General features: G+C 37.8%; 8 protein-coding genes. 5 read left to right on the top strand and 3 right to left on the bottom strand.

Annotated elements, in window-relative coordinates; translation table 11 throughout:
• The first annotated feature begins 29 nt into the window (after window positions 1-29).
• From ACFI34_RS16150 to ACFI34_RS16140, 3 genes are read left to right on the top strand one after another with little or no spacing between them, the layout of a single operon-like run.
• Window positions 30-1481 carry an AAA family ATPase gene (locus tag ACFI34_RS16150; RefSeq protein WP_462674224.1) on the top strand — a complete coding sequence of 484 codons (1452 nt, stop codon included), beginning with the start codon at window positions 30-32 and terminating at the stop codon, window positions 1479-1481.
• Window positions 1471-2421: a TniQ family protein gene (locus tag ACFI34_RS16145; protein ID WP_462674223.1), complete on the top strand. Its 951-nt coding sequence runs from the start codon at window positions 1471-1473 to the stop codon at window positions 2419-2421. Before ACFI34_RS16150 ends, ACFI34_RS16145 begins: the two co-directional genes overlap by 11 nt.
• Before the next feature lie 18 nt (window positions 2422-2439).
• On the top strand, window positions 2440-3873 hold the full coding sequence (locus ACFI34_RS16140; protein WP_462674222.1) for a TnsD family Tn7-like transposition protein: 1434 nt from the start codon (window positions 2440-2442) through the stop codon (window positions 3871-3873).
• A gap of 19 nt (window positions 3874-3892) precedes the next feature.
• On the opposite strand, the gene ACFI34_RS16135 is transcribed toward ACFI34_RS16140, so the two are convergent.
• A complete protein-coding gene (locus tag ACFI34_RS16135) occupies window positions 3893-4204 on the bottom strand; it encodes a hypothetical protein (RefSeq protein ID WP_462674221.1) in 312 nt (103 codons plus the stop codon).
• A gap of 361 nt (window positions 4205-4565) precedes the next feature.
• Here ACFI34_RS16135 and ACFI34_RS16130 point away from each other — a divergent pair, with 361 nt between their 5' ends.
• A complete protein-coding gene (locus tag ACFI34_RS16130; RefSeq protein ID WP_462674220.1) occupies window positions 4566-6026 on the top strand; it encodes a metallophosphoesterase family protein in 1461 nt (486 codons plus the stop codon).
• A gap of 176 nt (window positions 6027-6202) precedes the next feature.
• Entirely contained in the window at window positions 6203-7597 is a 1395-nt protein-coding gene (locus ACFI34_RS16125; protein ID WP_462674219.1) for a hypothetical protein, read from the top strand.
• A gap of 784 nt (window positions 7598-8381) precedes the next feature.
• Here ACFI34_RS16125 and ACFI34_RS16120 read toward each other — a convergent pair.
• Both ACFI34_RS16120 and ACFI34_RS16115 read right to left on the bottom strand, forming a co-directional pair.
• The gene (locus ACFI34_RS16120; RefSeq protein ID WP_462674218.1) at window positions 8382-10409 is read right to left on the bottom strand and encodes a DUF262 domain-containing protein; all 2028 of its coding nucleotides are present in this window, start codon (window positions 10407-10409) and stop codon (window positions 8382-8384) included.
• Complete coding sequence (locus tag ACFI34_RS16115) at window positions 10402-11844, bottom strand: DUF262 domain-containing protein (protein ID WP_462674217.1); 1443 nt, start codon at window positions 11842-11844, stop codon at window positions 10402-10404. Before ACFI34_RS16115 ends, ACFI34_RS16120 begins: the two co-directional genes overlap by 8 nt.
• Window positions 11845-12031: the final 187 nt, after the last annotated feature.

Genomic DNA, 12031 nt, shown 5'->3' with positions numbered 1-12031 from the left:
AAACATTAAAACTAATAAGGTTCAAAAATATGACCAAAATAAAAAAAGTTGTTTATCGAAAACATAAAATTAACGCATTCAACAATAATCCGCTGATTGAAGCCATTAGGCCAGCCATGAAGATCGAAGCATTTACTAAACGTATTCGTATCGATTTATCGGTTGATAGTGATGTGCAGGAAATGGATGATTTTGATCGTGAACTAATGGTTGAATTATTAGACACGATATACGTGCCAGATCCAGAAATGTATACGCTGTATAAGTCTATCGTTAAAGCCATCATGGTAAGTTATCTGCATCGAAATCCAATAAAGCCAGAAACAGATGCGATACAGCATAGTGTTGCTACAGATAAGGACTATCAATTACCGCCTAAAATAAATTTATCTTCATGCATTGGAGTCGTTGGTTTGAGCGGTGGTGGAAAAACAGTTTCCATCGAAAAATGCTTTTCTTTACTGGAGCCAGTGATTCAACATAATGGTTACAAAGGCCATTACTTGAATAAGAAACAGATTGTATATTTGAAGTTCGAAGCTCCAGCAACAAAGACTAAAAAAGGCTTCATTCTCAATTTTTTGGCTGCGGTAGATGAAGCACTGGAAACACCAAAAGGTCAAGGTTATTACGATGAGTGGAAAGGTGATAAGAGTAATATTGCCGTACTCATCCAAGAAGCGAAGAACATTGCTTTTTGCCACAGCATCGGCATTGTTTTCATCGATGAAATTCAACGCTGTGTTAACGAGGACGATAAAGTAGATAAAGCTACTTTGAGTTTTATCGATAACTTTTTTAATTCAATTGGCATCCCAATGATTGTAGCTGGCACATATGCGGTGATGCCATTGTTCCGCACTACTATGTCCACAGCAAGAAGGCTATCTTCTGGCAGAGTATTTGAATTTGATGGGGTAAAACAAACTATTGAGGCGCAAGGTGACTCCATCGAGGTTATCGAAAATCCTTATTTTGATGTGTTCGTAAACTCGTTCTATAAACCTGAGCTGTTGAAAAACAAATTTTCATTTGACGAAGATGTAAAGGAAGCACTGTTTTACTATAGCCAAGGTATTCAAAAATTATTAGTTCGTTTAATTAAGTTTTGCTATGAGGAAGCGATTAGTTCAGAGCTAGAAGAAATTACTCCGCAAGTGGTACAGGATGTGTACTTTGATCAATTTAAATTGTTACATCCAGCGTTAGATGCTCTTCGAAACGGCAAATATGGCGGATATGAAGATTTAATCAAGCTAGATGGTTGGGGAGACAATAAACCGCATTTAGTTGATGTTGTTATTGATAAATGCACTAAGTCAAACTCATCAGTCTTGCCAGTTGTTGAAGATGACGGGATGACGATTGATGTGCCTGCCGCTAAAACCACGTTTATTCCTAAAGATGATCTGAGAAATCTCAGTGGGTTAGATAAGGATGCTTACATAGAACGTTTTTTGGGGAATAAAAATGGGCTGTAGTCATCAAGTTGCCCACTTCAATACGGTTCTAAGACCAGAGGAGCACCTGATCGGGTTACTGGGAAGGCATCACTTGTTCTCTGGGTTTAGAACTTATAAAAATGCGTTGAAGGACATTTCGACAGATGTGTCTATGCAACACCCTAATGCCATTGATAGACCGCTGTATAAAGATCTCTATAACCAGTTTGGTCAAGGCGAGTCATATAAGGAGTTTTTAAAGGCCAATACATTATTTGGTGTTTACGAACCGTTTATTCCGGCAAATATTGAAATAACAGGCAACAAACTGCTGATGCCCACTATGGCGTATACCTTTAAATACAACCATGAATGGCGTTTCTGTGCTGAGTGTATCAACGAAGATCATGAGAATGGGATAATTCCATATTTTCGGCTTGAGCATCAACTACCGACTATGACGATATGCCATAAACATGCAAAGGGACTGTTTGTATTTTGCGACCCATGTCGAGAGCAGTTTAAGGGTTTTGAACGCCACAGCTATCCGATTGGAACAACTTGTCGTTATTGTGGCAGTGAGCAAGAGCCGATAGATACATTTGTTGATGCTGATATCATCTGGCTGCAAAAATCGATGTTAAGACTCATGAAGGGGGAGGTGGAAATGCCAAAACTAGAGCTGATAAAACAAGCCTATCAGCGTGAGTTAGGGCTTTATAAACACGAAGGTGGATTCACTCTGAAACAAAGGGATTTTAATCGGAGTATACAGAAAAAATTGGATAACTATTTTGATCCCCGGTTGTATCGAGCGCTGTTCAACAATTGTGATAAGGAAGGGAGAGCAAAAAGAACTCCGTCACTGCATTTTTATAACGTGATGTTTAAAGAAAATGTTGTGTTCTCGCCCGTAGTTCACTTACTGATCATTAGAGTGTTATTTGGTGATATCGATAACATTCCTAAAATCAGCTAACTAAATTTAGGAGTCAGAATGGAGACTTCTAATCTTAGCTATTTTCCAGCCCCCGTTGATGGAGAAACGGTTTATAGCTGGTTAACCCGATACCACCTTTGGTCAGGGCACAATAGCTTCAGGAAGCACAGCTTGGCATTATTCGGAGTAAATACAGGTCAAGCTGCTGCTGAATTTCCAAGTTTCTTACCACAGTTATCATCTCAAACTGGCGTGGATATAGATTGGATCATCGAACATATGATTGATGTGTCTTTCTACAAGCCATTTTTAACTAGCGAGCAATATGCATCATTTATTAACTTACTAAGGCAGGGCAAAGCAAAAGCGTTACAGTCTCAGCTAGGTATGGTGGCAAACCGAATCACTCCCGGTAAAGAATTATATTTTTGTCCTAAGTGCGTTGAGACCGATATAACAAAAATGGGATTTCCCTTTTGGCATGTAGAGCACCAGATTGTCGGGTTGATATCATGTCCAGCCCATCACACTGAATTAGTAGCACTGAGGAAGGTGAGGTCATTAGCGGCTTTACCTTTTGCTACTTGCTGTAGAGATACAGATAATGATAAAGATAGCCTTTCGACTCTTATACAAGACGAATTTAAATCAGATCTAATCCTAGAACAGTCAAAATTGACTATAGCCTATCTCGCCAGATTAGACGAGTTTGGGCTAGTAACATCCTGCGGACACCTTCGGCTCAATCTGATTAAAGAAATTGTGAGCAATGCTCTAGTAAGTTTTAGTGATTTTGAACCCTACAAGCAATTACACGATAGCATTGAAAAACAATACCCTGAATGTTTGTTTTACAATTCAGCGGCAAAGCATCACCCAATAAAGCATCTTTTTTTCATTTATGTTCTATTTGGTTCATGGCAAAAGTTTGAAGCCTATTATCGAAATGCAAAGCCATTGGAAAGATCAAATGTATCAGATGGGGTTAAGACCAACTTAACGCTGAGCAATCAGGATATAGCATTATTAGGCAGTGGTGCTAGCTTACGTAGTGTTTCTGCTTCATCAGGGATAAGTGTTAGTACACTGAAGATCCTTGCTCAGCAACAATCAATAGAGATAGATACTCGACCTCAAAAAATATTCAAGTTTGTTGAGCGGGACATTTGGCGCAAGCTATTTGTTGGCGGCACTTGCACAGACATAGCACAAGAGTTTGAAATTTCAGTAGGCGCTGTAGAACAGATACTTCGTAAACATCAATATCTCAAACCATTAAGAAAAAAGATTTGGTTCTATAAAGACCAATGTGAACATCGGGCGAAGCTTAAAGCATATTTTAAAGATAACCCTGAACACACCAGAAATCAGTTTAGAGCCGCCAATAGCGCTGCCTACATGTGGCTTTACCGCCATGATAAGGAATGGTTAGAGGGCAACTTGCCAGAGCAGTCAAAGCGAATTTATTGGCCTAGAAAGTCTCTCAAATAATATGAGTTAACACTCGAATTCAATGCAGTTGATTAGAACGAGCTTGATTCAATTTTTCAATTTGTTGTGGGCTAAAGCCATGCCGGAGCAATTCAAAGTCTTTGAGTAAAATTTCACATCTAGTACCTTCGCCTAGGGTTTGGTAGATACTGCCGCTAACGGTTTCAATTAACTGCTCATTAGTTTTTACGATCCGAGATGTACAGATGTAATCTCCTTTAAAGAATCGATAGGTCGAGTCATCAACACATATCCCCCAGAGCACATCTCCAACGAGGTCACCTTTGTCTAAAACAGAAACTATTTGCCAGTCTTTCACAATTGTATTCATGATTGTGCCCTTATAGATAGCCATGACTCATGGTAGTTAAAAACGATTTAAAACAATACTAAAAGCATGGAGGTAATCCTGAGTTTTTTATGTGCTACAAAGCTGTTGAGAACGCTAACAGCGCTTTTTATGTTCGGCTCTATAATCACGATAAAAAGTGACTTGAAGAAAACTTGCCCAAATAGGCAAAGCACATTTATTGGCAATTAAAATTTAAGAGCTAAGTTTGAACCTGATAGGTTCAAGGGGAAAGTACTTAATAGCATTTGTCTAATTTACACTCGTTTCTAAATCAAAGGATGCTTGAAAATAACACTTTAGTGGTTATTATTTAAACAGTAGAGGTGCAAGGAAAGTAATTATGAAAAATAAATGGAATCTTGTTATACATGAAGTAACTTCAAAAAGTGCCGTGATTTGGGTAGGCACTCTTTTCCCCGATTTACGAAAGCCAGAAACCCTTGTTGTAAGTGTGACAGATAAAAAGTCTAGTAAACCTGTAGACAAAAGAATACTGAAAAATGATTGGGATAGACCTTTTAAAAAGATCACTACTCAAAGGTTCTGTAAAGTATTGGAATATAGCCAGCTAGTGCATGCTACTGATTACGAAGTAAAAGTCTATGAGATAGTTAAAGGACCTGATGGAAAGGATAAGAATATAGAGCTTGTTACAGGATCATTTACAACTTTTCCAAACACTCTTTCCGAACTTGATGACGGCTTTACTGTGGCGCTTGGTAGTTGTTTTTATGAAGAATATGATGGTGGAAATGTAGGGCTTTCTTATGAAACATTGGTTCGTGCCACCGAATTTCCATTTAAACCCCATGTTAAGTTCTTAACGGGAGATCAAGTATATCTTGATATAGGTTGGGACTCGTTAAGTCTCATATCTAAAGAAATACGTGAACGAGTTGCTAACGACTATGCACTTCATTGGCAAGCACTAAGAAGAATGCTTAGGCATGGTAGCACTTTTTTCCTATCAGATGACCATGAGTTTTGGAATAACTATCCTTTGGTTCAAGGTTGGTCGCCCTTTATACAGGCTTTAAGAATACCATCAGTGAAAAGTGCTTGGTTAGGAACTGCAAAGGATGGAGTCAAGAATATACAACGTATTCAACCTGTAAGAATGTTTAGCATTTCAAATGAAGTTTCTTTTTGCTTAGTTGATTTGAGGGCATATAGAACTAAATCAAATATTCTTCCAGACGATCAATTAGTTAAGGTTTTAGATTGGATCAATAATTTGTCATCTCCGGGGGTCTTAGTATTGTCTCAACCTTTAATGGTAAGAGAGTCAAGCGACACGGATAGAAACTTTCCTTTCTATCGAAGGCAATATAGAAAAGTGGTTAAAGCGATAAATGATGCCGCGCATGACGTATTAACACTTAGTGGAGACGTTCATCATGGACGAATATCATCAGTTGAATTTAAGAATCGAACTAACAAATTGTATGAGGTTGTTTCCTCACCGTTGTCAAATTTATCGGGAATTAGCAGCATAGCAACTAGTACTGCGGATGCAAAAAGCAGGCTAAGAAGGTTTCCTCCGATTTCGGTGCAAGGAGTTGAGACAACAAGTATTAAATATGGAAAAAACTGGAAAATTTCTTCTGAATCGAGCTTTTTTGATTTTAGATATATGCAAAAGAGAACTAATGAACATTTCACAACATTAACTTTTAATCTTGCTGAAAATGGAAAGTTAAAAGTGAATGTTAAAGCTTGGCTGGTTAGAAAAAGAAATAAGAAAAATGGATTGCCAAAACAGGAGTGGGGTAATAGTAATGTGGATATTTATTTGGGTTAGAGGTTCTGTTGCATATTAAGTTAAATGTTTATATTGAGACTACGTAAAAATAGATATATTGCAATTGCTTAATAAAGCTTGCAGAAATCAACTTTATGAACTAAATATTTTATGCAGCGGAAAGGATTCCAATGACTCCTTTGTCGTCCGTTTAATTTAGCTAAAGGAGAGCATTAATGGCCGACACAATTTTTGAAAAAGCTTGGGGTAATTACACAGCGTTGTTTGAGTTTTTAACAAAGTCTGATTTTGATGAGCAACATGGACTGGTGCAATTAAACAACTTTGCAACTCTTTTACCATATAGTAGTTCCTCAGATAATTACAATTCCTTTTTACTATTAAATGCTTCGAATTATGTTGGGCCAACGGCTCAAACATCAGACAACTCGTTTCATTTAGAAGATAACACAAATTTAGAATACCCTTCAAAACTAGTTGACGCATATCAGAGTTTACTAGAGGAATTCGATGGAATTATAGCTGATGCTATTGAACCTACAGATTTACCTGATTATGAAGCTTTAGAACAAAAAGTTGATATTGCAATTGTAGAGCTTGAAGATTATTTAGGTTACGTTGATGGGAAATGGGCTGATTATCTGGATGTTAATCCAAATATCCCACCAGATGAGTTAAATTCAAGAAGAATAGTTTGGGAGAGAGAAAGAGGTTATTCCTCAGGTATTTCTAGACGAAAACGAAAAGTAGCTAGGGTTAATACAAAGCTAAACGGTTGGCTTCGAAGTCACTTACCAAAAGAGTTTAGTCGACTAATTGATGCAAGAAGCTATTTCGATGATGAAAATTATTGGGTGAAACTACCTATATCTTCGAGTCACGATAAACCTAGCCTGAAACATTACTGGAGGGCATTTAGGATGCAACTCCCATTGTTTGAGCTAGCTGAGTTTATGGAAAATGACACCGTAGTATCGAGTAAATTCTCAACAGAAGAAGAGCATTACAAAAGGGTCGAGACCAAATGGAAAGTAAAGGCTAAGGCCAAGTGGGGGATTTTTTCAGGAGGTGGAAGTGTAGAAAAAAGAGAAATGGAAGAACTTTCAGAAAAATCTAGTTTTAGTTGCGAAATATCTTTTAAAAGATTCCAAGAAGTCGAGATCTTTAGAGATAGATGGTTTCAGGATGTGTTATTCAGCACCATTGGTAAGGATTTAGAAGCTTTTTGGGGGCCGGGAGGTCTACTTGCTTCAATCCCAGTTTCGTTGATGATGTCTAGAGGCATGAAAATCGAAGTGGCTATTAGCGATGAATATAGAAAAAAACTCGAAAAGTTCTTTGCTTCAGGCGGAAGCGTTTCCTTTGGCCCCTTCTTTTCAGGAGGAGGTAGTTATTCGAAAGATGAAAAATATATGGATTACCGAAAAACTGAAAGCGGGTTTGTGTTAGAAGATAATGAGAAGACAATACGCATACTTGGCGCAAGAGTTAAGAGGTTTAACTGGAGCGATGAACGTGCAAATGCCTATCATTCAGAAATAGAGACCTCGGATTTCATGAGTCTATCAAGCTTGTTGGAGTCAGATAGAAACAGCGATAGAGATGGCTAAGTTTATGTTGTTTAAAATTACAACAATGCTCGCTATCTTACTTTTGTCTGGCTGTTCTAGTACAGTAGTTTGGCAACTGAATGACTCTATTCCATCTCGAAAAGACCAACCAGAAAGGGTTAGGTTTGATGAGAGGTTGAGTACTTTTCTCGGTTTCTATGTCTCTAAAAAAAGTGCTTCAGAGTACTATGTTGTCAACGATGATAAGTTGATAATTGATACACCGTTTTGCTTGTCAAATGATTGGAAGAATAAATTACCTATGGTGATTTGTAATCCAAGAGGTGACATGACCAAATGTACGATAATAAGCGAGTAGTAGTTATAGTGTTGATTTAAGGCTACGTTTAATAACCAACTTAATTACATTTAATTAAGTAAGTAGATATACTTTGTCAATATAAATAACCAACTTGTTTACAATAAAATTGATGTAGGTTATTGAAAAAAGTATTCCTAATTAACCAACTTAATTGCGCGTACCCAGATGTCGATCTCGAATAAAGAATGCAACTATCGGAATTAAGTTTGCAACTCAAATAAAGTTTGCAACCGATAGTTGAATTTTGAGGTCAGTAAAATGAAAAAGCGAACCTGAGATGGTTCGCTTTTTTGTCTTTGACTTTAAGCTGTGAACTAAATAAGTGATTGTGATTAGCAAACAGTTTGTTTGAACTTTTTTTACGTAAAATTCTGTTTGGGTTATTTAGTGAAGTCAAATGATAATTATAATAAAAACAATGAACTAAGAAGTTTATCTGTTATAAAGATTATTGGAGTTAGTCTAGTCATTTTTCGAATCGTTAACCAATACAGCTAACATGGATTGTTCATGTTCAGCTATTTGAGTTTCATTCCACTCGTTAGCGGTATTCATTAATTCAATCATTTCATACAATTTTAGGGTATCAATGTTTTTATCTGCAATGGCGGCTTTAAAATGATCGCGCTTAGCGGTTGGCTGTAAGTTACTTAACTTTGAATTTTTGCTGTGACTGATCAAACACAAATTACCAAATCTATGCAGGTCTGCATCGGCTAGTACTCTGTGCCCATTAAGTGGATGCTGAGGATAAAAGTGTTCAACAGAGCTTCGGAAGGCAAATTCAAACTGTGTAATGACATCATCCTTTTTGTTTTGAATACCATCACACCACAACAAATAATCGAGATAGTTAAACACTAAGTTATTTTCAATCGCGCCATAGTGTAGCCTCACCATAGTTTGCTGATTGTTTTGATCTAACGCTGAATAATGCGAGTTTTGGTAAATCATTTGGTAGTAATCAGAAGGTGATTCGCTTAAAAAGCGTCCATATACAAATTGGCGAGCTAAGTTTTCGAGTTTTTGTAAATACAGGCGAGGAGTAATTTCATCCATATTGAATAAATGGAACAACGCGCCATTTAACCAGTGCTTATAAACCAATGTCGGTGTGGAAACATGCAAAGCACTTAACAACATTAAAAGTTGACGGTTTATCCCTTCAAAGCCATCTTCATCATCCTGTTCTTCGCTGTCATCAAAAGTATTAATGTAGCTCTGGCTTTTAGCGTTATAAAAATGCAGCTTCTTCAAGCTCCACTTATCTTTGCCATCATTAAATTCACGTTTAATGATGTACTGGTCGAAGAGGTATTTACACTTGAGTAATGCGAATACAAAGTCTTTTACCGCACTAATATTGTCACTGCTGTTGCCTTTTAAATAGTCATCAAATTGCTCTAGCAAACGCTTATCGTCTAATGCGATATCCTGCTTTGTTAACACTCTCAAAACATGCAGTAAGAAATTAGAAAAATTAATGACGCTATTAAAGCGCTCTGGTGTTAGCGTTACATCGGCGCTAGAAGATGAATGAGGTGGCGTTGCCAATATCTCATTAAGCGACAGCGATATAGATTGAGTGGATTCGCTCTTTTGAGTGGTTACTTCGCCAATACTTGTAGCTAAATCAGCGTAGCACCTTGTTGTAAATTGCCCCCAATCGTCTTTACCAAAAACAAGATGCCTTTCTTCTGGGCTAAAGCCATATTGAACGTAACGCTCCATATTCGCTGTTGCGTCCCATACTTTGCCCAGTAGCAGGATACTGTGTTCGCGTTCATAAGGGTCAGTAATTTCATTTAATACTGACATTAACCTAGCTTTGACAACTTCGTGCTTTTCGAGCTGTTCACCACGATTATTCATGACTTCAAAATAATGATTTAAGTCGGTATCTTTTGGCACTGATACACGCGCTATTTCTACGTTATTGAACAGGTATTTGCAAAAACCTTCTAGCTTGTCACCCAGAGCCAATAAGCCTTTTTCAAGTAACGAGAATCCATTCACCACATCTAGGTTATAGTCGTCAGTTTTTAAGTGTTTTAGTGCAACACCTTGAATTAGGCTTTCAAAGGTATCCGATGATTTTTGTCTGCTTTCAAAATTGAGATTGGGTGCATTGTACCAGCCCATATCAAGCGTCGTTTTGTTTGTAGAAGATAAGCGTTTAAGAGCAAAAGCTAATAACGTGAGCGTGGTAAAACGTTGCTGCCCATCTATTACTTCAAAGCTGCCATCTTTACGCTCAAACACTACCAGTGTGCCAATATAGTAAGTTTGATTGGGTTTACTTTGCTGATAATCCAATACGTCTTGGATTAACTGGTTTATTTCACCTTCACCCCACGCATAGTTACGTTGGTACATAGGGACTAAATAGCGGCTTGTATCACAAAGTAATGCCTTAATGCTAAAGCTGGTGATTGCTTTACTTGCAGTTCCATCATTGTATTGCTGGTATGGTGCTTGCGTATTACTCATAGTACTTCATGTCCTTAAACAGCTTTGTGATCTCACTCAGCTTGGTTCCCTTACAATCAGATGCTTTTAATGTGGCTAACGGCCAATTTAAAACATCACTTGGCTGCACCGCTTGTTTTATACGTTCAAATACATTTTGTGTCAGAGCGTGTTTATCCATGCGCTCTATACCCACGACTTGCATTTGTAATCGGCAGCTATATGCCCAAATAAACAGCTTCTCTATCGCTTGCGAAAGCTGATGTGCGCCAAACTTATCTAGATAAAAAATCACTGCACAATCAAATAGAGTGCGAATATAACCATCCCCTGTGCGGGTTCGAGAACGGTAGGTGTTTAGAGTGTGTAGAATCTTACTGGCTAATGGTTCTAACTCGTGATCCAATATGCGAATAGTTTGGCTTTTATCTTCACTATTCTTAGCCCTTGATTCGCCTCTTCGCTCATCGCTGACTATGTCATTAATCTTATGTTGATAATGGCTGGTCATTTCAAAAAAGCGTCTGCCATTTATGATCATCTGATCTAAATGAAAAGGAAAACGCATATGTTGGTGATCAATATGGCGCTGATACTGCCCGTTATAGTTATCAACAAAATGGTGGGCTATGCGAAGCGGTTCTACATAGGGGTAAAGTCCAACTTGATCGAGATTCACGCCCTTAAATAAACCTACTTTTGATTTATTAAAATACTGTGCCGATTTGCCTTGTGCCCAGTTGCGAATACGGAACAAGTAATTGGCAAATAGTCGTGCCAACTGGTCACTTTCCAAGCTTTCCCAATGTCGTACCGAGTCAGCTTTAAGTTGACTTTCGTTTTGTGAAAACTCACGCAAGTGAAACGCTTTTAACAAATCATGAGGGTCTAAATCTCGGCCTCTGGCATTTTGTGAATCAAAAAACTGAAATGCCTCTGTTACATCATCTAGAACAAAGGTGACAACTTCACAGCGGTTTAATAAAAAATCAATATCTGCTTCAGTAAAGTCACTTCGAGCAACAGCACGTTTTGCCGCCATAAAGTTTTGATGCAAATTCCGATGCGAAATATCACTATTAAAGGTTTGTCGATCTAAAAAGCTATTTATAGGCTTAGCCAATGTGGTCAGCGTTTCTTTTACATCTTGCCGTTTTAAGCCATTCAGGCGCTCTTCTAACAACGCTTTTACCAAAAGTACTAAGGTTAAGGTGCGCTGTTGCCCGTCAACAATATCAAGCAGTTCCTGTTTGGTTTCTGAATCTGAGTGCTTATGAAATACCACTGACCCCAAGCGGTATGCCGACTTCTCTCGATATACCTTTAAATCACTTAGCAAATCAGCCAAGTTTGTTTGAGACCATTTATAAGGACGCTGATATGCAGGAATGCTTAAGTTTGGCAAAGACAATAATGTTTTTACCGTTATGATTTCCTTATCGATCTGTTTTCTCATCAGGCTCTCGTTTCAAAACTTGCTTTGCTTAGAATATTCATTTTTATAAATCCTTTATAAATCGAGATGGCGACTGAAATTTAATATCACCCCAAGGCATCGTCCTTTTTTGAGGATAAGTGATATAAAGCCACCTTTTAGCTCTTGTATGGATAATACACCCATCTTAATTACTATTTAAACCCCA

The sequence above is a fragment of the Pseudoalteromonas sp. PSi26 genome (assembly GCF_054960575.1).
This window is presented reverse-complemented; position numbering and strand designations above follow the sequence as displayed.

Coding starts and splice junctions, on each gene's coding strand:
- ACFI34_RS16150 (WP_462674224.1), top strand. CDS start 30: ATGACCAAAATAAAAAAAGTTGTTTATCGAAAACATAAAATTAACGCA.
- ACFI34_RS16145 (WP_462674223.1), top strand. CDS start 1,471: ATGGGCTGTAGTCATCAAGTTGCCCACTTCAATACGGTTCTAAGACCA.
- ACFI34_RS16140 (WP_462674222.1), top strand. CDS start 2,440: ATGGAGACTTCTAATCTTAGCTATTTTCCAGCCCCCGTTGATGGAGAA.
- ACFI34_RS16135 (WP_462674221.1), bottom strand. CDS start 4,204: ATGAATACAATTGTGAAAGACTGGCAAATAGTTTCTGTTTTAGACAAA.
- ACFI34_RS16130 (WP_462674220.1), top strand. CDS start 4,566: ATGAAAAATAAATGGAATCTTGTTATACATGAAGTAACTTCAAAAAGT.
- ACFI34_RS16125 (WP_462674219.1), top strand. CDS start 6,203: ATGGCCGACACAATTTTTGAAAAAGCTTGGGGTAATTACACAGCGTTG.
- ACFI34_RS16120 (WP_462674218.1), bottom strand. CDS start 10,409: ATGAGTAATACGCAAGCACCATACCAGCAATACAATGATGGAACTGCA.
- ACFI34_RS16115 (WP_462674217.1), bottom strand. CDS start 11,844: ATGAGAAAACAGATCGATAAGGAAATCATAACGGTAAAAACATTATTG.